This window comes from Terriglobus sp. ADX1, assembly GCF_036877645.1.
Lineage (GTDB): Bacteria > Acidobacteriota > Terriglobia > Terriglobales > Acidobacteriaceae > Terriglobus.
The window spans coordinates 1-26,051 of sequence record NZ_JAEDXV010000028.1 but is presented as its reverse complement, the minus strand read 5'-3'; the positions used below and the strand labels follow the sequence as shown (position 1 = coordinate 26,051).

The following is a 26,051-nucleotide window of genomic DNA, read 5'->3' as shown; positions in this document are numbered from 1 at the left end:
TCAAGAAAAAGAATCAGTTGTGGTACAGGTTACCCACAAGATTCTTCATTTCGTGCTTATAGGTATCTTGCGCACAGTGTCCGGCGGCATCATACTCGGCATTAGGTGAGCAAAAGCGTATGGACCTGCTCACCGCTGGAGCACAGACGATGCCCGTAATGACAGCGCCTGTTTCCCGTTACAGCCGAGCGCAAGCCGCACGGATCCTGGGCGTTCCCGCGCGCCAGGTGACTTCGTGGCAACGCGCCGGGCTGATTGCCGACACGTCCGATTTCACCATTCGCGATCTGGCTGGGATGCGCAGTCTGCGTGATCTGCAGCATAAGCGGCATTCTGCGAGGTCAATCCGTGTCTCGCTGGAGGCCATGCAGCGCGCAGGGTTTGCCGATCCGCTGCACAGTTTTGCTCCTGTATCGCAGGGCGCGAAGCTGGTGTTTCGCCATGCTGGAGCGCTGCTGGACCCGCTGACACAGCAGCTTGCCTTTGATTTTGAAGCGCCGAAGCGGGCGCTTTCGGTGGTGCGGCGAGAGTTGCCGCGCGACCAGCAGCTTCGTGATCAGGCGCGCGCGCAGGAATTATTCCAGCGTGCTGTTCAGTTGGAAGAGAAACAAGAGACGCTGGCTGAGGCCGCTGAGTTATACGAGCAGGTACTGGCCATCTGGCCGAAGCATGCTCCCGCTTCCATCAATCTGGGAACGATTCTTTATAACGACCGCAGGTTTGAAGAGGCGGAGAGGCGGTATCGCGCGGCTGCGGAGATTGATCCGGACTACGCGCTGGCCTTCTTTGACCTGGGCAATGTGCTGGATGAGTTGCGTCGGTTGCCAGAAGCGATTGTGGCTTACCATCGCGCGATTCAGCTTGTGCCGCAGTATGCCGATGCGCATTACAACCTGGCGCTGGCGTATGAGCGTACCGGAGAGAAGCGCAAGGCGTTGCGGCACTGGCTCTGTTACGTGCGCTTGGACCCGGTAGGGCCTTGGGCGACGCATGCTCGACTACAGGCACGCCGTACGCTGGCCAGTGAGCGGCTCAGCATTGTTTCGCGATTTGGGAAGATGGCAGGATAAGAATTCGAGCCAAAGGAATAAAAAATGCGCGGCTTAAGCCGCGCATTTCTACTTGTTTCTGACCGCGCTTACGCTTCAGTCGGAACAGCTTCTTCCGCAGCGGCCTTCTTCGGCGCTGGTGCTTCCTGCTTCTTGCTGGGAGCGATAATGGCGTGGAGCGTGGTGCCTTCCATGCGCGGCATGAATTCCACAATGCCTGCAGGACCAATGTCCATGATGAGGCGGTTGATGATCTTGTAGCCCAGGTCGCGGTGCGCCATCTGGCGGCCACGGAACCGCAGGCTGGCCTTCACCTTGTCGCCATCATTCAGGAAGCGGACAGCCTGGTTCTTTTTCGTCTGGTAGTCGTGTTCATCCACGGTGACTGAGAACTTAACTTCCTTGATGACGATGACCTTCTGCTTCTTGCGTGCAGCGCGGTCGCTCTTGTCCTTCTCGTAGAGATACTTGCCGTAATCCTGAATGCGGCAAACGGGCGGGACGGCGTTGGGAGAGATTTCCACGAGATCCAGCGAACGCTCGCGTGCGATCTTCAGCGCGTCGAACGGGGCCATGATGCCAAGCTGTTCGCCATTTTCATCGATCACGCGGATTTCGCGCGCGCGGATTTTTTCGTTGGTGCGGATGAAACTCTTGACGGAACGCTTGTCAGTAAACGGTGGAATAGCTCGCCTCCGCAGCGCACCTCATATGTGCCGCTGCACAACCCAGTATACAACGTGGTGCGATAGGTCGAGCGGTTTCTGTGTGCCATCAACCGCTGAATCTGCGCCTTGCGTTTGGTCTGGAAGCTTGTCCTGGGGAGTGAAAAGTGCCGTAGAAGGCGGTACATCGGGGTGGGAAAGAGGTATGCTTGCATGTGGTGCACACGCAGGCAAGGTTCTGCTGCACGGGAGATAGACACGTTCCATGAAACGTCGCATTCTGCTGGTTGATGATGAAGTTGCCGTTCTGCTTACTCTCAAGGCGGTTCTTGAGATCAGCGGATTTGATGTGGATACGGCCACAAGCGCACGTGAAGGCAAGAGCCGCATTCGCCATCGTGAATACGAGATGGTGATCACGGACATGCGCATGGAAGATGAGCATGCTGGTGCGGAAGTAATCGCTGCTGCCAAGGAAGCTCCTTACAATCCTGCCATTGCTCTGCTGACGGCGTTCCCTGTGGATGATGAAGCGCTTTCGACGATGGGCGCGGACAAGATGCTGGTGAAGCCGATGCACACGCGCATTCTGCTGCAGCAGCTTGAGGCGTTGTTTGCGCGTCATACCGCGGCGAAGGAAAAGGCAACAGTGAAGAAGCCGGTGAAGTCAGCCGCGAAGAAGTCAGCCGCGGTGGTGAAGAAGTCCGCTCCGGCGAAAAAGACGGTTGTGGCTAAGAAGGCTGCTCCGGCCGCGAAGAAGGTTGTTCCAGCGAAGAAGGCTGCGCCTGCAAAGAAGGTCGTTGCCAAGAAGGCAGCACCGGTGAAGAAGGCCGCTGCGAAGAAGCCGACAGTGAAGAAGGCCGCAAAGAAATCGCGCTAAGCGTATGGGGATTTTCCCCCCACAATAAAAAGCGCTCCCAGGCGGGAGCGCTTTTTATTTTCTGTATTGCTTATTTAGGACTGTGCGTCTTGATGTAGCTGCGCAGTGCGAGGTTGATTTCGAGCGCCTTGCTGGTACCGTTGTCGAGCATGTGCAACCAGTCGCTGGCGGGCGATTTCAGCCCCGCCGTGCTGAGCAGGTAGCCGGTCTGCACGATGATTTCAAGGGCATTGCTAAGGTCGTGCGCCAGCTTGCGGATCTCAAGCGCGAGGTCTTCCGGAATCACGGATTCGGTTGCGGGGGCAGTCGGGTTTACGTTGCTCTGGTCCATGCGAAACGGCGCTCCCAGCGTTAGTTCAGTGGTGTGCTGCGCTTTGGATGCTACTGAAAAGTCTGAAGGTTGGATAGCAGGTGGCGATGAATGCGGCCTGGTTTGACATCCTGTTCATCCTTTGGGACACTGAAAGAGCTGCAAGCGAAGTTCTGGCTCATGCCTGTGACGCTCGCTCCGTGCCGAAATGGCGGAATTGGCAGACGCGCATGGTTCAGGTCCATGTACTCGCAAGGGTGTGGAGGTTCGAGTCCTCTTTTCGGCACCATCAAGTTCTGTAAGGAACGTCAGAAGCGCGATGCCAAGGCATCGCGCTTCTGCTTTTTGTGGAATTTACAGCCTCTTTCCCATCCGGGTTTAGCATTAGGAACAGTCATGACGCATCTTGATCGCATTCTTGTTCAGACCCGCATCGCACTCTCGCAGCGGCGGTCGCCCGACCGTTTGCGTGAACTGGAGCGGATGGCCGCTGACCACACGCCGCGCGGATTTGCCGCAGCGCTGCGGACGGCTGCGAAGACTCGCCCAGCGGTGATCGCGGAGTTGAAAAAGGCTTCGCCCAGCAAGGGGTTGATTCGCCCTGAATTTGATCCGGCATGGTTGGCGCAGTCGCTGGAGCGCGGCGGAGCGGCTTGCCTGAGCGTGCTGACGGACGAGCCGTTCTTTCAGGGATCGCTGCGGAACCTGGAGATTGCTTCGCAATCGGTGAAGCTGCCGTGTCTGCGCAAGGACTTTATCGTGGACGAATTTCAGATTGTGGAAGCGCGTGCGCATCGGGCGGATGCCATTCTGCTGATTGTGGCGGCTCTGACCGATGCGGAGCTACGGACGCTGCGCAAGGCTGCGAAGGATGCAGAGCTGGACGTGTTGTGCGAGGTGCATGACCGCGAAGAACTGGCTCGAGCGCTGGATCTTGGCTGCGAGATGTTTGGTGTAAACAGCCGCAATCTGCGCACCTTTGAGGTGAATACGGCAGAGGCGGAGAAGTTGGCCGAGTTACTGCCGACGGATTCTGTGCGTGTGGCAGAGAGCGGTATCGGTTCTGCTGCGGATATTCGCCGCATGCTGGGTGCAGGGTATGACGCCTTCCTGATCGGCGAGTCACTGATGCGGAAGGATGATCCGGGCGAGGCACTAGCTGCTCTTTTGCAACCGCAGCTTGTGGCGGCGGAGTAGCAGTCCCATGTGGGTGAAAATCTGCGGCAATACGCGGCTGGAGGATTGCCAGCGCGCCGTTGACCTGGGCGTGGATGCGCTTGGATTTATCTTTGCGCATGGCAAGCGGCTGGTGACGGCGGAGCATGTTCGGAAGATCACTTCGCAGCTTCCCGCGCATGTGGCTACCTTTGGCGTGTTCACACAGTGTGATCCAGAGTTCATTCTGCGTACGGCAGAGGCGGCAGGAATCAAAGGCATTCAGATGCACGGCGCCTTTGATGCTTCCGTGGCGTCGGCTCTGCGTCCGCATTTTCCCAAAGGTGATTCGCCACGGTTGATTCAGGTGGTGCATTGGGATGTGGTTGAGCCTGTGGATACGCAGCAGACTCGGCTACGTGCTGAATTGAACGCGCTGGCGGACTCCGGTTTGGTGGATGCTGCGTTGATGGACTCGCGGACCAAGCAGGGCAGCGGGGGGACCGGTGTGACGTTTGATTGGGCTGCTGCGGCTGCAGTAGTGCAGGACTCGCGGTTGCCGGTGATTGCAGCAGGTGGTTTGCGTCCGGAGAATGTGGCAGAGGCGGTACGCGTTCTCAAGCCGTGGGGAGTCGATGTTTCCAGTGGCGTAGAAGCAGCCCCGGGTGTGAAGGATGCGACGCAGCTGGAGCAGTTTATCCAGGCCGCACGACGCAGTTGAGTGGAAAGATAAGGGCGAGTAGCCGTCGCCACTCGCCCTGCTTGTCCTCGCCAAAGGACAAAGTTGAGACTCATACTCGCTCTTTTTCGGAACGAATACAAGTTTAGTTTCTTGGTTCGTCCGGATGCGCGGTTTCCTCACGCTTCTTGATTGAGTTGTGCTTGCGCGCCTTGTTGGCAACCACGCCGCCAGTTGCGCCAATGCCTGCTCCAACAACCGCGCCCACCGGGCCACCCACAAGAGCTCCCGTAGCAGCGCCGCCAGCGGCACTGCCGCCTACGATCTTTGCCTTGTTGTGATGCTGGGCATCGTGCTCTTCTACCTGGGCCTTGGCATCAGCGTGAGATTCCTGCGCCATTGCCGCAAAAGGAGCCAACATACCTGCCACTGCAACCGCTGCTGCCATTCGTTTTAAAAACATCGCATCTCTCCCGCGAGGGCCGTTTGGGGGACCGGCCAACGCACGTGATGGGAATGGATGGGATCATTGCCGGGAAGGTTTCCTTTTCAAAGCGCGTAATTTCAGGTAGAGTTTTCCCTGATGGTGCGTTCTGTCTATTTTTGGCGATTTACTTTCCGTTACGGGGCAACCCCCGCGGCGCCAATGGAACACGCTCTCTAAGCAATCGCTGTCAGGTAAGGGCAGCCAAGTAAGAGATCAGAGATTCCCGGAGCCGCGGACCCACTAGGGCCGCGGTTTTTAGTTTTTGAACGCAGGACAGACGCAGAAGGATAGCAAGAGATGCCGATTCTGGAATCGACAACGGAAGTAAGTCGCTCGCTGGGCACGGGGCGCTTTGGCGCGTACGGCGGCCGTTATGTGCCAGAGACGCTGATGGCGGCGCTGCTGGAGCTTGAGCAGGCCTACGTGGAGGCGCGTGAAGATGCAGCGTTTCAGGCAGAGCTTGCGGACCTGCTGAAGCACTATGTGGGACGCCCCACGCCGCTCTACTTCGCAAAGCGTTTGAGCGAAGAACTTGGCGGAGCGCAGATCTACCTGAAGCGTGAAGACCTGCTGCACACCGGCGCGCATAAGATCAACAACGCTCTTGGTCAGGGATTGCTGGCGAAGCGCATGGGCAAGAAGCGCATCATTGCAGAGACTGGTGCAGGCCAGCATGGCGTTGCGACGGCTACGGTTTGCGCACTGCTCGGCCTTGATTGCGTCATCTACATGGGTGAAGAAGACATGCGGCGGCAGGAGCTGAATGTGCTGCGCATGCGTCTTCTGGGCGCTGAGGTGCGTGGTGTATCGGCTGGCTCGGCCACACTGAAAGATGCCATTAACGAAGCGATGCGTGACTGGGTCACGAATGTTCGCAACACGTTTTACATCCTGGGTTCGGCGCTGGGATCGCACCCGTATCCCACGATGGTGCGCGACTTCCATCGCGTGATCAGCAAGGAAGCAAAGCAGCAGTTTGCAGAGCAGGTGGGGCGTAATCCGGATGTGGTGATTGCCTGCGTCGGTGGCGGATCGAATGCGATTGGCGCGTTCTACGAATTCATTCCGGATGCGAATGTGCGTCTGATTGGCGTTGAGGCTGGCGGGCGCGGTACTGCGCTGGGCGAACATGCCGCGCGGTTCAGCGGTGGTCTTCCGGGCGTTCTGCAGGGAACATATAGCTACGTGTTGCAGGACGATGCGGGACAGGTGGCTTCCACGCATTCGGTAAGCGCTGGTTTGGACTATGCCAGTGTTGGACCAGAGCATGCCATGCTGCACGACCAGAAGCGTGCGGAGTACGTCAGCGCCACGGACGACGAGGCTTTGCATGCGGTGAAGGTGCTGGCGCAAACCGAGGGCATTCTGCCGGCGCTGGAGTCCGCACATGCTGTGGCACATGCGATCAAAGTCGCGCCAACATTGGGCAAAGACAAGATCGTGATGATTAATGTGAGTGGCCGCGGCGATAAGGACATGGGCATCCTGGCGAAAGAGATGCAGCTGCGCGGAGCTGAAGGGAAGGGGCTGTAAGTGGCGATTGATTTCAGTAACAAGCCTGGACTGGTTGTCTATCTGACCGCAGGTGATCCTTCTCTCGATGCGACGTATGACATCGCTCTCGCAGCCATCGATAACGGTGCGCAGGTGTTGGAACTGGGTGTTCCGTTCAGTGATCCGCTGGCGGATGGGCCGGTGATTCAACGGGCTAGTGAGCGGGCTGTGGCCCGTGGCGTGCGTTTGAGCGATGTGCTGGCGCTGGCGAAGAAGATTCGTGAGGCAAGGCCGCAGGCGGGCATCATTCTGTTCAGCTATCTGAACCCCGTGGTTCGTATGGGATTGCCGGAGTTCTGCAAGGCTGCCAAAGATGCGGGTGCCGATGGCGTTTTGCTAACGGACATGATCGTGGAAGAGGCAGGCGAATACCTGGCGGAGATGGCCAAGAACGATCTGGCGCCGGTGTTTCTAGCTGCGCCCACTTCGCCCGATGAGCGTTTGAAGGCCATCGCGGAGCATAGCAAGGGCTTCGTTTATGCCATTTCGCGTGTGGGAATTACGGGTACGCAGGCGCAGATTGCCTCCGATGCAGAGTCGCTGGTGGCGCGGTTGAAGCAATTTGCAAAGATTCCGGTGGCGGTGGGTTTTGGCATCTCCACGGCAGAGCATGTACGCTCGGTGAGCGAATTTGCGGATGCGGCGATTGTCGGCAGCGCGATTGTGAAGTTGATTGAAGACAGCAAAGCGGGCGAAGAAGCCGCGAATGTTGGGAAATTCGTGAAGTCTTTGCGGTCGTAGCAGCGGCCGCGCCGGATAATAGAACACAAGACCAAAAGAGCAGAGGGTAACGATGGAGATTGCAGACTGGCGGCAGAAGATCGACGGTATCGACGAGCAGATCGTCAAGCTCCTGTGCGAGCGCGCAGCGGCAGCCGCAGCCATTGGCGAGTTGAAGTCACAGAGTGGCAGCAACATCTATGAGCCAGAGCGCGAACAGGCAGTTCTGGCACACGTCGCCGCAAGCAACACAGGCGAGATTCCGCAGGCCGAACTGGCCGACATTTACGAACGCATCATGGACGTGATGCGCGGCCTGCAACGCAAGCCGAAGGCGTAAGCCGCAAAAGTTAGTGAAGAAAACGAACGATTCTGCCGTGAGAGCCGGCAGGGAAGCGAAGGAACAGCAGCGATGATCGTGGTCATGCAGGGAACCGCCAGCAAGGAGAATATTCAGGCGGTCATTGAGCAGATGGTGGAGCTCGGCTTCAACGTGCACCGCACCAGCGGTGAAGGTCAGATGATCCTGGCGGGTGTGGGTACGCCGGCGGCTTTTGATGTGGCGGAGTTTCAGGTGCTGCCCGGCGTGCAGACGGCGTATCGCATCTCGTCGCCGTACAAGCTGGCGGGCCGCGGCTTCCGTCCTGAGGGAACGGTCATTACCTTCCCCAACGGCGTGAAGGTGGGCGGCCAGAACGTGACCATCATGGCGGGCCCGTGCTCCGTAGAATCGCGCGAACAGATTCGCCTTTCCGCGCAGCAGGTAAAGGCTGCTGGTGGCCAGTTCCTGCGCGGTGGCGCGTACAAGCCGCGTTCGTCGCCGTACAGCTTCCAGGGCATGGGTGTGGAAGGCCTGAAGCTGCTCCGCGAAGTGGGCGATGAGACTGGCCTGCTGGTCATCACGGAAGTGATGGAAATCTCGCAGATTGAAGTGATGTTGCCCTACATCGATTGCTTCCAGGTGGGCGCGCGCAACATGCAGAACTTCAACCTGTTGCGTGAACTGGGCCACGTACGCAAGCCGGTGCTGCTGAAGCGCGGCATTGCGGCAACGATTGAAGAGGTTCTGCTGTCGGCTGAGTACATCCTGTCCGGTGGCAACTATGACCTGATGCTGTGCGAGCGCGGCATCCGCACCTTCGAGACGGCTACCCGTAACACAATGGACATCTCGGCGATTCCGGTGCTGAAGAAGCTGACGCACCTTCCGGTGTTGGGTGATCCGTCGCACGGCGTGGGCAAGCGTGAGTTTGTTCCGGCCATGGCGCTGGCTGCGGTGGCTGCTGGTGCAGACGGCCTGCTGATGGAGATGCACCCGAATCCGGATAAGGCGATGAGCGATGGCGCTCAGTCGCTGTTCCCGGAGCAACTGGAAAAGCTGGTGGAACAGCTTCGTCAGCTTGCACCTGTGGTGGGACGCACCGTCGCTTAACCCATCGCGCCACTATGTGCATAGGCCGTGCTCTTCGGGGCACGGCCTTTGTTCATTGCATGGAACGACGCGCTACACTCAAAACCAACAGGAGACAGCAGTCGTGAGTGAGTGGGTAAAACTGACCGCATCCGATGGGATTGAGTTGAGCGCGTATGTGTCGCGTCCGAGCGGCGAGCCGAAGGGCGCGTTGGTAGTAGTGCAGGAGATTTTTGGTGTGAACGACCATATCCGCGCTGTTACGGACGAGTGGGCCGCCGAGGGCTATTTGTGTATTGCGCCTGCAATCTTCGACCGCATTGAGAAAGACGTGTTTCTCAACTACGACGAGGCTGGCTGGGCAAAGGCCGGCCCGATGTATCAGAAGCTGGATGTCGCGAAATCACTGCTGGATGTAGAGGCTGCAGTGGCCTGGCTTCGTGAGCAGGCGAATGTAAAGGTGGGCGTTGTGGGCTACTGCTATGGTGGATCGATGGCCTGGGTCACGTCGTGCCGGTCAAAGATCGACGCTGCAGTCGGTTATTACGGTGGCCTCATTCCGACCCTGGTGCAGGAAACGCCGCGCAATCCCATCATTCTGCATTTTGGAGGGGCAGATACGCATATCTCCGCAGAGGCGATTGCGAAGATTCAACTTGCGCATCCTGAGGTGCCGGTATTCCTGTATCCCGGCGCTGGTCATGCGTTTAATCGCAAGCCTGATCCGAGCAGCTACGTGGCGGATGCCGCAGACCTGGCGAAGCGGCGATCCATACTCTTCTTTGAAGAGTATCTTGCAGCGAAATGAAGTCGGTTCTCATCATCGGCACGGGGCTCATCGGTGCATCGGTGGGCCTTGCGCTGCGTGATGCCGGATTTACCGGTTCCATTACGGGTATTGATGCCAGCGGCGATGAGCTGAAGGCAGCGGAAGCATCCGGGGCGATTGACCGAGCGGCGCGTTCACCAGAGGAACATCGTTCGGCAATTGCTGCGGCGGATGTGATTGTGCTGGCGGTTCCGGTGATGGCCATTCTGCAATGGATGCAGGGCATTGCGCCGCAACTGCGGTCAGGCCAGCTTGTGACGGACGCGGGCTCCACCAAGAGCGAAATCGTGCGCGCAGCGGAACGGCTTATGCCGGATCAATTCCTACCTGGGCATCCCATGGCAGGAAAAGAGAGTGGTGGCTCTGCCTTGGCAGAGGCCTCGCTGTTTCGCGGCGCGACGTGGATTTTTGCGCCCATGCATGCGGCCACTTCCATTGAGGCCGAGTGGCGCGGCTGGGTAGAGAAGTTTGGTGCAAAACTGCTGGATATGGACGCCGCGCGGCATGACGAAATCTGCGCGTGGGTGAGCCATATGCCCCAGATGGTCTCCACGGCCATGTCTGCCATGTTGGAGGACAAGTTCGGTGATTCGCCGGAATTGCGTGCCATTGGCGGGCGAGCGCTCCGCGAGATGACGCGGCTGGGAAGCAGCCCGTTCAGCATGTGGCGTGACATTGCTCATACGAATCAGGAAAACATCGCAGAGACGCTGTTGACGCTGGAGCAGCGTTTGCAGCACCTGCGCGAGAACCTGAAGACGCCGGAACTGCGCGAGGAGTTTGGGCGGGCAAATGCGTTTCGACGGCAGCTGTAGAAGTCTTTTGCAGAGGAACTAGTCGGTTCGCAGGAGTGCGACTCTATACTGTCAGCAACTCATGGACCCTGTAGAACTTCTCAAGCCCAATCTGGATGGATATCTGCTGGATAATGCGTACGACGAAATGTTCGCCGCGCCGGGCGAACTGCGGTCGCAATATCAGGTATTGATGGAACAGTTCTCCTCGCTGCCAAAAACAGAGGTAGAACGGCGCAAACAGGCTGCAGATCTGTCGTTTCTTAACCAAGGCATTACCTTCACGGTCTATGGCCGTGACGAAGGTACAGAGAAGATCTTTCCCTATGACCTGCTGCCGCGCATGATTACCGCTGCAGAGTGGGCCATCGTGGAACGCGGGCTTACGCAGCGCATCACGGCGTTGAACCTGTTTCTGAAGGACATCTACAACGAAGGCCGCATCCTGTCCGACGGCATTGTGCCGCGTGAGATTGTGTATAGCTGCAAACAGTTTCGGCGACACATGATTGGTCTACAGGTGCCGCGCAATGTGTACATCTCGGTTACTGGAACAGACCTGATTCGCTTGGAGAATGGCGAATTCGTCGTGCTGGAGGACAATCTTCGTGTACCTTCAGGCGTCAGTTACATGCTGACGAATCGTCGCGTCATGAAACGCATTTTCCCGGTGATGTTTCGTCGCTACAACGTGCGGCCCATTGAGCAGTACACGCAGTTGTTGCTGAGTACGTTGCGTTCGCTTGCACCGGAAGGAAGACCGGAGCCGAACATCGTTCTGCTTACTCCTGGAGTGTTCAATTCGGCGTATTACGAGCACGCTTATCTTGCGCGTCAGATGGGTATTGAGCTTGTAGAAGGTCGCGATCTAACCACGCATGACAACGTGGTGTACATGCGCACCACCAGCGGCCTGCGTCGTGTGGACGTGATCTATCGCCGCGTGGACGATGACTTTATTGATCCCATGAGTTTTCGTGCAGATTCCATGTTGGGTGTTGCAGGTTTGTTTAATGCGTATCGCGCGGGCAATGTCACGTTGACGAATGCGTTTGGCACTGGTGTTGCGGATGACAAAGCGTTGTATGCCTATGTGCCGGATATCATTCGTTACTATCTGTCGGAAGAGCCGGTTCTAAAGAACGTGGAAACGTATCTCTGCGCACGTGATTCTGAACGCTCTCATGTGCTGGCTAATCTGGACAAGATGGTGGTAAAGGCTGTGGGTGAGAGCGGCGGCTATGGCATGTTGATCGGCCCACAAAGTACCAAGGAACAGCGCGAAGAATTTGCACGCAAGATTCAGGCTGATCCTCGCAACTATATCGCGCAGCCGACGATTACTTTCAGTCGTGCACCTTGTTTGTTTGGCGAGGGATTTGAGCCGCGTCACGTGGATCTGCGCCCGTATGTCCTCTATGGTGACAAGGTCCGCATTGTTCCCGGTGGATTGACGCGAGTGGCCTTGAAGAAAGGCTCGCTGGTAGTGAACAGCAGCCAGGGTGGCGGTAGTAAAGATACGTGGGTTTTGAGTCAATGAAACAAGGGCCCTTCGGGGCCTTTGTTCGTTTGGAAACTTACGATTTCTTTATGCCGGATATTGCGGCACACATGACACAATGATGAAGGCGCAACTGCGCAAGAGATATCTCAATGACCGTTACAGTTCAGGAGCCTCCGAGTACGGACGGCCGGCTGCTGTGACGATGCGGATGTAACTGCTCCGCTTCGTCATGGCTTTCCCCAAGATCATGACAAGCGTCGTTGCACCGCCCTTCTTTTCAATGGTTGCTTCGGGCGCATGCCAATCGCGCGTGACGAAAGAAGTTTCGAAATGATTTCCATGACTCTCTTCTTGCGGCTTTTTGCCGCTGCCATTCTTTGTGGCCCATTTTGCCTGAATGCTCAGACTGCGGATGTGCCGCAGGCGCCCTCGCCCTCCCCAACAGTCTTTCCTCATTCAGACAATGCTCCGTGGTTTGTCGCAGGGCAGTTCAACAGCATTCTGCAGGGACACCCTGCATTCCATTCGCCGTACGAAGGTCCGAATAGTCTGCGTGCTCGCGGCGAGTACAAGGTTTCCATGGTGGGTACGCTGTTCCTGGGCTTGCAACCATGGCAGATGTTGGGCCATACAGGAACAGCTGCGAAACGCTACAACACCGATGTGATTCTCGACGTGGAAGCGACTGGTGGGCGCGGCATTAGTCAGGCGCTGGGACTTGCCGGATTTACGAACCTGGATGTGGTGCGCAATCCTAACCTGGGATCGAAGCCGTACATTGCGCGTGTTGAGATACATCAGACGATTGGCTTCACAAATGAGATGACGGAGAACGAACGCGGGCCATATGCATTGGCCACCGAGGTTCCGGTGCGACGTTTGGAGTTGCGTGTAGGCAAGATGTCGTCGCCGGATACGTTCGATATCAATAGCGTGCTCAGCGATAGCCATCTACAGTTCACGAACTGGAGCATTGATAACAACGGCGCGTGGGATTATGCAGCGGATACGCGTGGTTACACTTATGGCGCAGTGGCTGAATATCAGGATCGTGACTGGGCAGTGCGGTACGGTTTGATGCTGATGCCTACGGTAGCCAATGGCATTGATCTGGATTGGAGCGTTAAGCGCAGCCGTGGTCAGAACATGGAAGCCGAGTTACGCCACGGATGGTTGCCTGGACATGACGGTGTGCAGCGCGTACTGGCTTTTGTGAATACCGCGCATATGGGAAGTTATCGCGAGGCGATTGCCGCGTTTCAGAACGGCACAGACAGCACCCCGGACATCACGAAGCATGAGCACTTCGGTGCAACGAAATATGGCTTTGGCTACAACTTCGAACAATCGGTCACCAGCAATTTGACGGTCGCTGGACGCTTCGGATGGAACGATGGCAAGACGGAATCCTACGCCTACACGGAGATCGAACAGACGGTGACACTGGGCGCGAGTTACAACGGAAATCAGTGGGGACGCTCCATGGATAAAGCAGGACTCGCGTTCACTTCCAATGCGATCAAGCGCGATCATCAGCAGTATCTTGCGGATGGTGGCCTGGGCTTCATTCTAGGCGATGGGGCGCTGCGATACGGACGAGAGAACACAGTAGAGGCCTACTACAACGCGCACGCATGGCGCGGCATGTACTTTGCACCGGGGCTTTCCCATATCAACAACCCCGGGTATAACCGTGATCGTGGGCCAGTCTGGGTGCCGTCGTTCCGTGCACATGTAGATTTTTAGGGAAGTTGTCGTGGCCTATTCGTAACGGTTACGATTGCGTGGCCGCAACCGAGTATGTTTCATCCCAAAGCTGTGAAGGGAGGGATTTAGGCATGGCGTCTCCTTGAAGTCCTTAGGGTCCACGATCCATAAGAGGCTAGAACGTAAATCCTACTCCCAGGGTGAACCGGTTCTGGAGAAATGCACTATCCTGCTTCACCTTATAGACAGTCGCTGTATAGGTCTCATCAAGATCCGGCGAGTCATAGTCCTTGTAGCTGTCAGAGATAATGTCGGGATTTCTGCTCCACGTCTCACGAAAGTCGGCTCGAAGCATAACGCGCGGAGTCGCCCGGTACTTGATACCCCCTCCATATTGAAGGCCGAACTGGAAGATACCGCCGCCCTCTAGCGGAGGTGTGTTGCCGAAGTCGAAGGCCGCTGCGATGAGGCCGATATTTCCCAGGCCAAGTTTGAAGGCTCCATTGGCCTTCTTGAGCGGAGCACCGTTGAGTGCAAGCAGTTGAAAGACTGGCCCTGCGGCAATGTAGGGTCTCCATCGAGAGGAGGGAGGGCGCAGTTGGGCCAGCAGGTTATATTCCCACTGGCGCGTTACCAGGCCAATGTTGGCATATTCGAGCGTGCCATCCTCATTTTCACCTGCCTGATTTATTGAGGCTTCGACATTGAAAAGTCGATATTTTACCTGCTGGCGAAAGTAGCTGAACTCATTCGAGAAATGCTTCCAGCTATTGATCGTGACCGAACCCCCTGCTGCCCACCCATCGCCCACATCGTCGCCCAACCCGATGTACTGTGTCGGTTTCGAAGGATCGCTTGAGATCTGTTCAATGACGACCTCCGATAGGAAATCCTGACGCATATGCATGTATCCACCTTCAAGCCACAGTTCGTAGTGAGGTGGGTCCCAGCGATGACTCTCGTTCATGCGTTGCAGCGAAGCGCGATCAGCGGCGGTGAGCGGCGGGGATACCCACGCGAATCCCGATTCGATTTCCGAATTCTCGCCAAGACCCGTATAGACGACACCCGCCGCATCCGTCTGTCGCCAGGCACTGGCGTTTTCCGGCAACGTGCTCGAACTCTTAAGGTAATTGCGCAGTTTAATGGCGCCGTTGATTCCCGTGTAGAACACATTGCCGCGAAAGAGATCATTGCGGATCGTCAATGCGGTGTCTCGCGTAATTCGTTGAAAACGGTTTGGTGGTAACGCGGGCGTCTCCGGTGTGGTCCCGGGACGATCGCAGGCATTGATCCGAAGTACTGCCGCTGCGCCGTCTGTCCGAAGCCGTTCCCCTGTGGAGTTGTATGCGTCGAGGGGAACCCAGGGTCGGCTCACCATATCCACGCTTTGAACGCAGCCAGTGAGTTCAAGGTCATTCACGATCTTCGACCGTTCGTTGTCTATGTGCTCGTCGATTGCGTGAATGAACGTCTTCTGCCTCGATGAAAACGCAATTGCAATGTCCTGCGTTGAGGAAGCCGTGAGAACTGTCTGGTCTGCGAAGTTCTCTTGCGTGGGATAGATGCGCACATGATGGCGCGCCGCAAAGGTATTCGTGGTCTTGCTGAGTGTGAATGCCGGAGCGCGACCGTCAAGCAGAAGAACAGACATCGGTGCCTGGCGATAAGTCTCGTTTCCGGTGATGGCCTTGACGGTACGGAACGTCGATGCTGGTGTCAGTTCATCGGTGGCCACCCACCCCGCTGCACTGAACGCCCGTCGCAAAGCCTCCGGCGACCCGACGAACACCAGATTCGTAATATCAGAAACCTTGTTCGTACCTTGGGTTGCTGTGCGGAAAGGCAGCTTTCTTACGAAGGACTGAAGTTCACCCGCCTGGGCGGCAGTTGTGATGGACGGAGGTACAGCTGGCGGATATGTCTGCGCCGTGATCACCGGTTGCGTGCTCGTCAAGACGAGTTCTGTTCCCGCGTGATACAGAATCTCAGGCTCGGCAAAGCCCAGAACTCCGCTGCCAGAGGATGCTGCAAACAGATAGAGGATCGGATCGAAGTTCGCTACCGAAAGCAGGCCGTTCTCGGCGGTGTGCCCGGGTGTTCCCGTGGAGCGAATCCCCTGTATCTTCCCGTTGTCCTTCACCTCTTCCTGCGCGTTTTCTACCTCGAAGACTCGTGCCGGGATGGCTAACTCTCTTCCGGCAGGCAAAATCATACGACTCCAGTTGATGGTGAGCGAAGCGGTCTCATGCTTAAATCCCCAACCAACGGAATTTGCCTGCACCACCTTGCCTTCGAGCGTCGAGCCAGCAGGAACGAGAATCTCTCCGTCGAGGACGAGAGGCTCGATCAACAATGCGCGCACGGTATTTCCTTCGTGCGTCGTTGTAGACGAGAGCGTATCGAGCATACGCACAGAAAAATGCGTCTCTGCCGGAATACCTTTCACTGGTGCGAGTTCGCTCATTCGGACCGAGTAATTCGCATCTTTACCTTTTATCTCAAGGGTTTCCCCGTCAGTGATCCATGTCCCGCGCCGAAGCGTATCGTCGTGCTGGACCAGTAGTGCACGGCCACTCGAAAAGACCTGCACATATTTTGGCGAGGAGGGAGTGGTCTGCGATGGAGCAAAGATGTGATGCGCGAGTTCGGTACCCAGAAGATCCGCCGTCGGCACGCTGCGGTGTTTCCCATCATGTATGTTTGTGTATTCGAGTGAGTCGCCTGCAAATTTTGGTGAGGAGGCGCCTGGCAGCACACCGGTAGCAGCCTGGTCATCGCTCACAATGGTGACCGGAACTCCGTCTCGGAGTTGGTTGCCTGTTAGCGCAAATGCCCACCGTTCCTGATGGTTTGAAGTTTCCTTCAGGTCGCCTCGACTGAACGGCATCGTGCCAAGCACACGATGCCGTCCATTATCCAGGTCGTAGTAGATAAGGGAATATTGCTCCTCTGCATTGCCCTTCGCGGACTGCAGAATGATTGCGAGCGCGCCTTCACCCCCACGTACGATCCATCCTTCCACCACCCGCCGCGCGACCCGGACGTTCTTACCTCGAAGAGAGATCCGCATGTCGCCGTCCTGCCGTCCGGGCTGTCGCGTGATTGCAATTTCAGCGACGTTCGAATCCGGCGTACCTGACGTCGTCCCCTGGCATGCACCTGGAGTGGAATGAAAAAAGAACATCAACAGAAAGCAATTCACTATCCGTGGGGGCTTGTACATCTCTACCTCGCATGCGCACTAAGCAACTTCACGGGCACAGATAAGGGAATTGCAAAAGCGATACAAGATCAGCCCGGGGGACTTATATGACTAGAACCATGACCTTTGATCGATAGCATTTCGATCTAGATCGTCAATCTACTCCGATGGCGACAATTTGGCGAGCACACTTCTTTGAAGAGACTCTCAAGCCTTGCATCGAACAGCGTGGCCCGAAGACTTGCCCTTGCGGAGACAGGATCGCCCGCAGTGCGAATGCAAGGTTCCCGGGTACGGATTGTGCGAGGAGTTGGTGGGTAACTGAATAAGGGTGGTGGCCAGAGACGGGATCGAACCGCCGACGCCGGCCTTTTCAGGGCCGCGCTCTACCACTGAGCTATCTGGCCTTGGGAGATCTGTCGTTTTGCATTGACCGGGGTCCCTTGCACCCGCCGGCTCTCTGAAGCGTGCGGCGCAGAAGGTGCGGCGGCTCAGAACGACTTTTTGAGTATACCAAGGCTGAGGCGATGCGCCAAATCGGGTTCCGGCCGGTTGGCTCCTCCGCTATCCTTAGGCATCGCGTTTTCCTCGCTGCTCGTGCATGGGCAGCCATTGCATTTTGTGTAAGGAGCTTCTGCTGCATGACTTTTCTGCCGCGTATTGCCACATTTTTGTTGGGCGCTGTCGCCTGTACCAGCCTCTCCGTGGCGCAGACGCCGGGGGCAGAATCACGCGCATCCGCGCGGCTGGAAGCAATTCGCAACAGCCCGCCGCAATTGCGCGCATTCCTGACGCGCATGCCGAAGGGCGGCGATTTGCACATGCATCTTTCCGGCGCGGTGTATGCCGAGACGTTTATCGCAAATGCTGCGGCTGACAATCTTTGCGTGGATCCGGTGAAGCTGGTGCTGCTGCCGAATGTGGGCACCACACGCAGTTTGCCGCCCAAGCCCGTGTGCGCGGAAGGAACGCAGCCAGCGGCCGACGTCTTCAAGAATCAGGGACTGTACGACCGTTTGATTAACAGCTTCAGCATGCGCTCGTTTGTGCCGTCTTCGGGATGGAGCGGCCACGACCAGTTCTTTGCCACCTTTGGTCGTTTTAGTGGCATTCACAAGGAGCATCAAGGCGAGTGGGTGGATGAGGTCGCGACTCGCGCCGCTTCGCAGAACGAGCAGTACCTGGAAATCATGACTACGCCGGACTTTGGTGCGGCTTTGAAACTGGCCGGCCAGCAGCATTGGGATGGCGATCCTGCAAAGATGCGTGATGCGCTGTTGGCTGGCGGGCTGCGTGAAAACATTGCCACGGATCGCGCGGAGTTGGATGCGATGGACCGTACACGCAATGAGCGCGAGCACTGCGGTACGGCACAGGCCACGGCTGCATGCAACGTGCAGGTGCGTTATCTGTATCAGGTGTTGCGCGGCGGCGAGCCAGAGCGTGTGTTTGCGCAGACCCTGCTGGGTTTTGAGGTGGCCAGTGTGGACCCACGTGTGGTGGGCATTAACTTTGTGCAGCCGGAAGATACTTACCTGTCTATGTCGCAGTATGAAAACCAGATGCTGATGTTGAAGTATCTGCGCAGTGTGTATCCGAAGGTGCATCTTTCATTGCATGCGGGCGAGTTGGCTCCGGGCATGGTTCCTCCAGCTGGATTGCGTTTTCACATTCACGACGCGGTGGAAGTCGCTGGTGCGGAACGTATCGGTCATGGCGTGGATGTGATGTTTGAGACAGATGCTGCGTCGTTGCTGAAGACGATGGCAGCAAAGCACATCATGGTGGAAGTGAACCTGACATCGAACGATGGCATCCTTGGCGTGAAGGGCAAGGATCATCCGCTGCATAGCTATCTCGCCGCGGGTGTGCCATTTGCTTTGTCCACGGATGATGAAGGTGTTTCGCGTATTGATTTGACGAATGAATATCTGCGCGCTGTGACAGAGCAGGGACTCACCTACGCTCAGTTGAAGACGAGTGCACGGGCCTCTCTTGAGCATTCGTTTCTTGCAGGCGATAGTCTGTGGACCGCGCAGGATCGCTACACGGTGATGCGTGGTGGATGTGCGGCATCAATGTCCACACCATCGGCATCGTGCAGCACCTTCCTGAAAGAGAGTGACAAAGCTGCGCAGCAGTGGGAACTGGAGCGTCGCTTCCATGCGTTTGAATCGGAAGTAGCGAAGGAGACACGATGAAGCATGTGATTGCAGTGCTGTGGCAAACGGGCCTGCTAATGGTTTCGGCCTTTGCCGGATTCATTGCAGGCATGGTTGTTCCATCCATTCGTATACAGCGCGTGGTGTCGCAGTCGGCTACGCACATCCGCACGTATGACTTCAACTGGATCCTTGCAGTATTGGCCGTGTTCATTGTGCTGCTGGTGGTGGGAGCAATCTTGAAGCGGTTTCGCGAGGTGGCCATTACTGCGACGATTGCGCTGGTGATTACCATCGTAGGTCTGGCGTTGTTCACGCAGATTGGCATTAAGGACGTTAGCTTCTCCTAACGTCCGTAATGCATTACAGCCAATCCAGCGGTGTTACGAAGTGCAGATCGCTACGTTGCAATAGCGTGCGTGTCACCGCAATCGTGTCTTCGCGTGAAGCAGGGTCCTTGCCGTCGAGATGCGATGCGTCGTGTAGCAACACGTTGGATGCGCGGTGTGCACGGCGATTTTTTGCAATACCCTGGTCGATGCGCGATTGAATTTTTGTAACGCCAATAGGATCCCAATCGTGCGCTGTGATGTTCCACATTACCGGCGTTAATCCCATCGAACGCGCAATCTTCAACACGGCTGGTCGGCGCGCACCGTAGGGTGGACGAAAGAGTTTGGCCTTCACTCCCAGCGTGTCTTCCAGAGTCTTCTGGCAGCGTTCCAGTTCCTGCTGTACGCGCTCGTTATTCTGCCGTGCCAGGTTGGGGTGCATGGTGGTGTGGTTGCCGATGACGTGACCTGCTGCGGCAACACGTCGCGCAAGTTCCGGATGTTTACGAACGTGTTCGCCGATCAGAAAGAATGTGGCGCGTGCGTTGTGTTCTGCAAGAGCATCCAGCATCGCCGGTGTGTTGCGAGGGCTGGGGCCGTCGTCGTAGGTCAGTGCGACGTTGTGTTTCCCATCAGTGGCATCGGGGCCGCTGATGAGCGTCTTGCCGAAGATTTGCGAGGTAGGCCAGTTCGCCGCATAGGCGTAACCTCCTGTCATCAAACCAGCAGTGACAACTCCGGCGGCAACATCAAGCAAGGGATTCATCGCACATCAGTGTACTGTGAGGTCACGCCGAGTGTGCAGGGAGAGGCTAAGGTGAGGCTTTCTTTGGCGCTGCAGTATTGCGCGTCCGGCGTGGGTGTTGCGGCATCCAAAACGCAAACCGTAGATGCAATGCGGTACATTCCAGTTACACGCAATTTATCTGCCTGTTTGCTGCCTCCGGAGGATCCGCCGTGACTGAACGCGCCACCCATCGTTTGCATACCCTGCTTGCTCTCAGCGCTGTCGCTTTTGCGCCCGCCTGTTTGTGTGCGCAGAGTGTGCCAGACGCGCAGCATCAGCCGGATTCAGCATTCGCCATGCCGCTCCCATTCGATCGCGGCGCTGCGGGCTTGGCTCAGTCGTTGCGCAAACTGAGCACGCGTGCCAGTTTCTTGCAGATTAACGCGCACCCTGACGATGAAGACGGCCCTACGCTTGCCTATGAAAGCCGCGGTGTGGGTGCGGAAGTTTCGTTGCTAAGCCTGAATCGTGGCGAAGGTGGACAGAATGTGATGACCAGCGATTTCTGGGATTCGTTGGGCATTCTGCGTACACAGGAGCATCTCGCTGCCAATCGCTATTACGGTGTGCATTTGTATTACACGCGAGTGGCGGATTTCGGATTTTCGAAGACGCGCGAAGAAACGCTAAAGCAGTGGGGACATGAGCGTGTATTGGCGGACGCCGTACGCGTAGTACGTGAGACACGGCCGATGGTTATCACCAGCGTATTCGCCGGCAATGTGTCGGATGGGCATGGACATCATCAGACCGCAGGTGTAACCGCGCAGGAAGTGTTTACTGCAGCGGCTGATCCGAAGATGTTTCCAGAACAGTTGAAGGAAGGTTTGCGTCCGTGGTCGCCATCGAAGGTCTATGCTCGCGCACCGTTCGCACGCGCATCTGGCAAAACGGTTTATGACTACGCGACTGGTAAGACTGAGCCGCTGCTGTATCGCAACTATGTCACCGGTGGCACGATGGACTCGGTCCCGGCGGCAACGGTTACTGTGCCATCCGGCACATACAACTCGTTGTTTGGTGAGAGTTATGCGCAGATTGCACGCGAAGGATTGAATCAGCAGAAGTCGCAGAATGGTGGTGTTCCGGTGCCGCTTCCCGGGCCTTCCATTGCCAGCTATCACTTGTATGCATCGCGTGTTGGTGGATCTGCATTGCCAGAAACGGAACAAGGCTTTTTCGAGGGGATCGATACTTCTCTGCAAGGGATCGCCTCCTATCTTCCGGCGGGTAATCAAGCAGATGCGAAACAGAAGTTGAATGCGATTGCATCGCAAGTCAGCGAAGCTGCGGCGATGTTTGATGCGAATGATCCTTCCAAGTCTGCGCCAGCATTGGCCAAAGGATTGGATCAGACGCGCGCTTTGATTGCTTCGTTGAAGTCGACCAAACTGCCAGATGAATCTCGCTATAACGCTGTGTTTGAGCTTGAGATTAAGGAGCGGCAGTTTGAAACTGCGCTGGCGCAATCGCTGGGCATGAGCCTGGTGGCCAGCCTGCCTTCAGGGGGCAGAGGTGAATCTTCCGCGCAGAGCGTCATTGCGGGTGAGACTTTTGGCGTGAATGTACACGTTACCGATCAAGGCATGACGCCAGTGAAGATCGACACTGTTCATCTCGTGGCTGCGAATGGCGGTGATTGGAAGCTGAATGCAGACAAGGTTGCGGGTGAGACATTGCCTGCGGGAGCTGCAAAGGACTTCTATCAGCAAGCGACTGTACCTGCAGATGCTGCACTTACAGCTCCGTATTTCTCTCGTCCGACATTGGAACAGAGTTACTACGACATTCAGGATGCGCGATATCTCACTTTGCCTACGATGCCGTATCCATTACAGGCAGTTGCGGAATATACGTTCAACGGAACACACGCATCGCTGGCGGGAGTAGTGCAGGCAACACATCGTTATAACGGCATTGGCACTGTCTATGAACCATTGGTGGTTGCGCCGGCCATCTCCGTTACTGTTTCACCGGCCAGCGGCATTCTTCCTTTGAATGACACAACGTTGCCTGTGCAGGTCACAGTACATAGCAGTGTGAAAGGTGCGGCAGAAGGAAAGCTGGAACTGAAGCTTCCTGAAGGGTGGTCAGCTGAACCTGCGTCTGCTTCGTTCCACACCATGCGTGCAGATGAAGATGTTGTGTTGAAGTTCCGCGTGCATACACCAGGACTGCAGCAGAAGACGTATCGCATCACGGCAGTTGCAGATTACAACGGCAAGCAATACACGCAGGGTTTCACCACTATTGGATATCCGGGCATTCGTCCCTATCCGCGCTATGCGCCTTCCACCAGCCGCATCACTGGCGTGGACGTGAAGGTGGCTCCGTCGCTACGTGTGGGGTATGTGATGGGCTCAGGTGATGAAGTGCCGGAGAGCCTGCACGAGTTGGGTGTTGATCCTGTCCTGCTCACCGATGCAGATCTGCAACGTGGTGATCTCGCTGCGTATGACTGCATTGTGCTTGGCGTTAGGACTTACACGGCGCGGCCGGTGCTGCGTTCCGCGAACAACCGTCTGTTGGATTATGTGCGGAATGGTGGCACGGTGATTGTGCAGTATCAGTCCGGCGAATTTGATCACGACTATGGTCCGTATCCGATTTCGGTTCCGGGCGATCAGGCGCACACGGTCGTCGAAGAGGATGCGAAGGTGACTATCCTTCATCCGGATGATCCGCTAATGACGTGGCCCAATCGTATTGGCTCGTCCGATTTCGATAACTGGGTCGAAGAGCGTGGTCATGGTTTCACACGTTCTTTTGTACCGGAATACAAAGCGCTCACCGAAGTGCATGACACAGATCAGGACCCGCAGCAGGGTGGTTTGCTGTATGCGCGCTATGGCAAGGGCACCTATATCTATCTGGCTTACGCGTTCTTCCGCGAGATGCCGGAAGGTGTTCCCGGTTCGTTTCGCATCATGGCGAATCTACTCAGTGCGAGCAAGAATCCTAAGCTAACGCACTAAAGAGTGGGCGGTAGAATGGCAGCTATGGCAAAGCAGAGGGTAACGGCCCGGCGTAGCAGTGAATCCGTGGACGATTACCTGAAGGCGATCTATGCGCTTGGTGGCGAACCGCCGCGGCGCGTTGGTAGTTCTGAGCTTGCCAAGCGGCTTGGTGTGGCACCCGCGTCCATTACCAACATGCTGCAGAAGTTGTCTGGTGAAAAAGGTTCGCTGATCGACTACAAGTTGGGGCACGGTGTGTTGCTTTCGCCTGCCGGGCGTAGCCGCGCGCTGGAGATTGTGCGTCATCACCGATTGCTGGAGACATTTCTGTTTCAGGTGCTCGGTTATCCGATCGAAGAGTTGCACGACGAAGCAGAGCGCCTGGAGCATTTCATTTCTGAGCGGTTTGAACAGCGCATTGCAGAAAAGCTTGGTGATCCGACGCGCGATCCGCATGGACACTGCATCCCCGCTATGGATGGCACCTTGCCTCCGCAACATGGTGTGGACTGTAACTGCGGCCGTCCTTAACGGAAGCGTAAGATTATCTCTAGCGCTGTGCCGGATTATGCCAACTCGAATGCCCTCCTGCCTGGAGCAGTAACTGCGGAACCGGCGGTTATTCCTCCTCCTGAAGCGATCTACTCCTGTCCAAACTGTGAGCATTGGATTGCTGAGGGTGTCCTTGCATGCCCCGATTGCGGCATGCTCGTGTACACACAGCATCTGAACCGCATCGGTGCCGCTGCTGCGCGCGCAGAGCAGGAAGATCGGTTGGCGGATGCGCGTGAGCTGTGGCTCTCGGCTTTGCCTTGGCTGCCCGAAGACGCTTCGCAGGCGGACCAGATTCGTCAACATATTGCATCGCTGGAAGGGCGTCAGCAGGCAGTAGATGACCGGCAGGCGAAGTGGAAGAAGCGGTTAGGGCCGCTGTTCCCGCTGTTTGTTGCTGCGGTGAAGCTGAAGAGCTTCTTCTTCCTCATCTTCAAGCTGAAGTTCCTGCTGGGATTTCTGGGCTATTTCGCTCTGTATTGGGCGCTCTTTGGCTGGAAATTTGCACTTGGATTCATTGCCGCAATTCTTGTGCATGAGATGGGGCATTATGTGGCGGTACGGCGCCGGGGGCTACGGGCGGACTTGCCTGTGCTGCTACCGGGGCTGGGGGCGTATGTCCGCTGGTACAGCGAGGGCATTACGCTGCCGGACTTGGCGGCCATTGCGCTGGCGGGGCCGGTGTGGGGATTGGGTGCGGCGCTCGCCTGCTTGGGACTGTTTGCGTGGACACATCAGCCGGTGTTCCAGGCGCTGGCGTATACAGGTGCACTCATCAACCTGGTGAACCTGATTCCGGTGCTGTGGTTTGACGGTGCGCAGGCGACGTATGCGCTGAACCGGTTGGGACGTGGGTTGCTGCTGGTATCGTGCGTGCTGTTCTTCGGGCTGATGCATGAGGGCGTCTTCCTGTTCCTGGCTGCGGGTATGGCGTGGCGTATGTTTACGCCGGATGCGCCGCAGGAGAACAGTGTGCGGACGCTTACGGTGTACCTGGCGCTGCTGATTGCGCTGGGAGCCTTCCTGTACTTTGTGCCCGATCCGGGAGCGATTGGACGACGCTAACCAGATCAGGCAGATGTGCTTCTGCGGACAGCCGCTGGAAGCGCTGGTGCATCGGAAGATGTGGGCTGCTTCAGGCGCGGGTTCTGGCGCGGCCTTAAGGTTGGCGTAAGCCGCATCTGGGACACTGTCGGAGATGTGCCGGTCTGTCCGGCCACCGACACCGTGAACGGGAGTTTGGACACTTGGCAGAACTGCATCCTCTATCGCGCCGGTCGTTTCTCCGGCAGACATTCGCCTTCTCCGCTCTGGCAGCGATGCATCCGTCTTCGCTGTTTGCGCAATCGGCATCGTTTGCCAAGCCGGATTCTGCGGCGGCGCACATGTTCATGATCGGGGACTGGGGTACGGATAAGTATCTGGACCAGCAGAAGGCTGTGGCCGTGTCCATGGCGAAGTGGATGCAGAACAACCAGAGCAATCCTGGTGCGATGTTCCTGCTGGGCGACAACTGGTATGGGCGTCTTCCCGGCGGGACGAACGATCCGCGTTGGAACGACCAGTTCGAGAGTATGTATCCGGCCAACCTGTTTCCCGGGCCTGCTTATGCGGTGCTGGGGAACCATGACTATGAGCACCATGCCGGGTTCGACAAGGTGCAGTTGCAGTTGGACTATCCGAAGCAGCATAAGACGCGCTGGACGTTGCCGGATAAGCGCTATACCTTCACGTGGCCGGAGAAGAACCCACTCATCACGTTCATCTGCCTGGACTCCAACCTGCCGGGGACGAAGTCCTGGGACTTTACGCCTGGCAGTTACCTGATGAGCCACCACGAGGCCGACGCACAGGATGCGTGGTTTGCCGAGCAGCTAAGCAAGCCGCGGACGACGCCGTTTGTGGCGGTGGTTTGCCATCATCCGCTGTACACCAATGGTGTTCACCGCGATAACCGCGTCCTTATTCCGCGCTGGGATCCGTTGTTGCGGCAGCACAAGGTGGACTTCTACATCACAGGGCATGATCACGATCTACAGCACCTGGAGTTCGATGGGCATCCGACGTCGTTTGTGGTGAGCGGCGGCGGTGGAGCGGAGCTGGTGAACTGGTCCGTTCCGCCAGAGAAGCGCGGACCGTTTGGTGGCAAGGTGATCGGGTTTACTCACCTGGAGGCGGCTAAGGATGGTGTAATTCTGCGGCATGTGGGCGCGGATGCGAACCAGTTGCATGCCTTCCGAAAGACAACGGATGGGAAGGTTACGATTCTGAAGTCGTAGTGCTTCGTGGGTTCTGCAGGCAGGGGTACCCCC

General features: G+C 56.9%; 23 protein-coding genes and 2 tRNA genes. 19 read left to right on the top strand and 6 right to left on the bottom strand.

What is annotated here, in order from left to right:
- Window positions 1–119: 119 nt before the first annotated feature.
- Window positions 120–1,070: a tetratricopeptide repeat protein gene (locus JAO32_RS16220; RefSeq protein ID WP_334242299.1), complete on the top strand. Its 951-nt coding sequence runs from the start codon at window positions 120–122 to the stop codon at window positions 1,068–1,070.
- 68 nt (window positions 1,071–1,138) lie between these two features.
- On the opposite strand, the gene infC is transcribed toward JAO32_RS16220, so the two are convergent.
- Window positions 1,139–1,696 carry a translation initiation factor IF-3 gene (gene infC, locus JAO32_RS16215; RefSeq protein ID WP_334242348.1) on the bottom strand — a complete coding sequence of 186 codons (558 nt, stop codon included), beginning with the start codon at window positions 1,694–1,696 and terminating at the stop codon, window positions 1,139–1,141.
- Window positions 1,697–1,979: 283 nt separating this feature from the next.
- Between infC and JAO32_RS16210 the strand changes: the two genes are divergently transcribed.
- On the top strand, window positions 1,980–2,594 hold the full coding sequence (locus JAO32_RS16210; RefSeq protein WP_334242297.1) for a response regulator: 615 nt from the start codon (window positions 1,980–1,982) through the stop codon (window positions 2,592–2,594).
- 70 nt (window positions 2,595–2,664) lie between these two features.
- Here the strand turns inward: JAO32_RS16210 and JAO32_RS16205 are convergent, their stop codons facing one another.
- Window positions 2,665–2,925 (bottom strand): hypothetical protein, encoded by a 261-nt coding sequence (locus tag JAO32_RS16205; protein ID WP_334242295.1) that lies wholly within the window; start codon window positions 2,923–2,925, stop codon window positions 2,665–2,667.
- A 181-nt stretch (window positions 2,926–3,106) separates the two neighbouring features.
- Between JAO32_RS16205 and JAO32_RS16200 the strand changes: the two genes are divergently transcribed.
- The 3 genes from JAO32_RS16200 (at window position 3,107) to JAO32_RS16190 (ending at window position 4,780) form a co-directional block, all read left to right on the top strand.
- A tRNA-Leu gene (locus JAO32_RS16200) sits at window positions 3,107–3,193 on the top strand.
- Window positions 3,194–3,300: 107 nt separating this feature from the next.
- Window positions 3,301–4,101 (top strand): indole-3-glycerol phosphate synthase TrpC, encoded by an 801-nt coding sequence (trpC, locus tag JAO32_RS16195; RefSeq protein WP_334242293.1) that lies wholly within the window; start codon window positions 3,301–3,303, stop codon window positions 4,099–4,101.
- Between the two features lie 7 nt (window positions 4,102–4,108).
- On the top strand, window positions 4,109–4,780 hold the full coding sequence (locus tag JAO32_RS16190; protein WP_334242292.1) for a phosphoribosylanthranilate isomerase: 672 nt from the start codon (window positions 4,109–4,111) through the stop codon (window positions 4,778–4,780).
- Window positions 4,781–4,883: 103 nt separating this feature from the next.
- Here the strand turns inward: JAO32_RS16190 and JAO32_RS16185 are convergent, their stop codons facing one another.
- Complete coding sequence (locus JAO32_RS16185; protein ID WP_334242290.1) at window positions 4,884–5,201, bottom strand: hypothetical protein; 318 nt, start codon at window positions 5,199–5,201, stop codon at window positions 4,884–4,886.
- 321 nt (window positions 5,202–5,522) lie between these two features.
- Here JAO32_RS16185 and trpB point away from each other — a divergent pair, with 321 nt between their 5' ends.
- The 8 genes from trpB (at window position 5,523) to JAO32_RS16145 (ending at window position 13,783) form a co-directional block, all read left to right on the top strand.
- The gene (gene trpB / locus JAO32_RS16180) at window positions 5,523–6,758 is read left to right on the top strand and encodes a tryptophan synthase subunit beta (protein ID WP_334242288.1); all 1,236 of its coding nucleotides are present in this window, start codon (window positions 5,523–5,525) and stop codon (window positions 6,756–6,758) included.
- Window positions 6,759–7,520 (top strand): tryptophan synthase subunit alpha, encoded by a 762-nt coding sequence (trpA, locus tag JAO32_RS16175; protein ID WP_334242286.1) that lies wholly within the window; start codon window positions 6,759–6,761, stop codon window positions 7,518–7,520.
- 52 nt (window positions 7,521–7,572) lie between these two features.
- Complete coding sequence (gene pheA, locus JAO32_RS16170; protein ID WP_334242284.1) at window positions 7,573–7,839, top strand: chorismate mutase; 267 nt, start codon at window positions 7,573–7,575, stop codon at window positions 7,837–7,839.
- 72 nt (window positions 7,840–7,911) lie between these two features.
- Entirely contained in the window at window positions 7,912–8,931 is a 1,020-nt protein-coding gene (gene aroF / locus JAO32_RS16165; protein ID WP_334242282.1) for a 3-deoxy-7-phosphoheptulonate synthase, read from the top strand.
- Between the two features lie 103 nt (window positions 8,932–9,034).
- Complete coding sequence (locus tag JAO32_RS16160; RefSeq protein ID WP_334242280.1) at window positions 9,035–9,718, top strand: dienelactone hydrolase family protein; 684 nt, start codon at window positions 9,035–9,037, stop codon at window positions 9,716–9,718.
- Window positions 9,715–10,554, top strand: a complete 840-nt coding sequence (locus tag JAO32_RS16155; RefSeq protein WP_334242279.1) for a prephenate dehydrogenase — start codon at window positions 9,715–9,717, stop codon at window positions 10,552–10,554. Before JAO32_RS16160 ends, JAO32_RS16155 begins: the two co-directional genes overlap by 4 nt.
- 61 nt (window positions 10,555–10,615) lie before the next feature.
- Window positions 10,616–12,073: a circularly permuted type 2 ATP-grasp protein gene (locus JAO32_RS16150; RefSeq protein ID WP_334242276.1), complete on the top strand. Its 1,458-nt coding sequence runs from the start codon at window positions 10,616–10,618 to the stop codon at window positions 12,071–12,073.
- Window positions 12,074–12,367: 294 nt separating this feature from the next.
- A complete protein-coding gene (locus tag JAO32_RS16145; RefSeq protein ID WP_334242274.1) occupies window positions 12,368–13,783 on the top strand; it encodes a carbohydrate porin in 1,416 nt (471 codons plus the stop codon).
- 136 nt (window positions 13,784–13,919) lie between these two features.
- Here the strand turns inward: JAO32_RS16145 and JAO32_RS16140 are convergent, their stop codons facing one another.
- The gene (locus tag JAO32_RS16140; protein ID WP_334242273.1) at window positions 13,920–16,817 is read right to left on the bottom strand and encodes an LssY C-terminal domain-containing protein; all 2,898 of its coding nucleotides are present in this window, start codon (window positions 16,815–16,817) and stop codon (window positions 13,920–13,922) included.
- A gap of 464 nt (window positions 16,818–17,281) precedes the next feature.
- Window positions 17,282–17,356, bottom strand: a tRNA-Phe gene (locus JAO32_RS16135).
- Between the two features lie 234 nt (window positions 17,357–17,590).
- Here JAO32_RS16135 and JAO32_RS16130 point away from each other — a divergent pair.
- Window positions 17,591–19,150 carry an adenosine deaminase family protein gene (locus JAO32_RS16130; RefSeq protein ID WP_334242271.1) on the top strand — a complete coding sequence of 520 codons (1,560 nt, stop codon included), beginning with the start codon at window positions 17,591–17,593 and terminating at the stop codon, window positions 19,148–19,150.
- The gene (locus JAO32_RS16125) at window positions 19,147–19,461 is read left to right on the top strand and encodes a hypothetical protein (RefSeq protein ID WP_334242268.1); all 315 of its coding nucleotides are present in this window, start codon (window positions 19,147–19,149) and stop codon (window positions 19,459–19,461) included. Before JAO32_RS16130 ends, JAO32_RS16125 begins: the two co-directional genes overlap by 4 nt.
- 13 nt (window positions 19,462–19,474) lie before the next feature.
- Here JAO32_RS16125 and JAO32_RS16120 read toward each other — a convergent pair whose 3' ends face one another.
- Window positions 19,475–20,209 (bottom strand): polysaccharide deacetylase family protein, encoded by a 735-nt coding sequence (locus JAO32_RS16120; RefSeq protein WP_334242266.1) that lies wholly within the window; start codon window positions 20,207–20,209, stop codon window positions 19,475–19,477.
- Window positions 20,210–20,400: 191 nt separating this feature from the next.
- On the opposite strand from JAO32_RS16120, the gene JAO32_RS16115 reads away from it, so the two are divergent.
- The 4 genes from JAO32_RS16115 to JAO32_RS16100 all read left to right on the top strand — a co-directional run bounded on the left by JAO32_RS16115 (window position 20,401) and on the right by JAO32_RS16100 (window position 26,018).
- Window positions 20,401–23,205 carry a PIG-L family deacetylase gene (locus JAO32_RS16115; protein WP_334242264.1) on the top strand — a complete coding sequence of 935 codons (2,805 nt, stop codon included), beginning with the start codon at window positions 20,401–20,403 and terminating at the stop codon, window positions 23,203–23,205.
- A gap of 15 nt (window positions 23,206–23,220) precedes the next feature.
- Window positions 23,221–23,718, top strand: a complete 498-nt coding sequence (locus tag JAO32_RS16110) for a metal-dependent transcriptional regulator (RefSeq protein ID WP_334242261.1) — start codon at window positions 23,221–23,223, stop codon at window positions 23,716–23,718.
- Window positions 23,719–23,892: 174 nt separating this feature from the next.
- Window positions 23,893–24,804 (top strand): site-2 protease family protein, encoded by a 912-nt coding sequence (locus tag JAO32_RS16105; RefSeq protein ID WP_334242258.1) that lies wholly within the window; start codon window positions 23,893–23,895, stop codon window positions 24,802–24,804.
- 182 nt (window positions 24,805–24,986) lie between these two features.
- Window positions 24,987–26,018: a metallophosphoesterase gene (locus JAO32_RS16100; protein WP_334242256.1), complete on the top strand. Its 1,032-nt coding sequence runs from the start codon at window positions 24,987–24,989 to the stop codon at window positions 26,016–26,018.
- Window positions 26,019–26,051 lie beyond the last annotated feature (33 nt).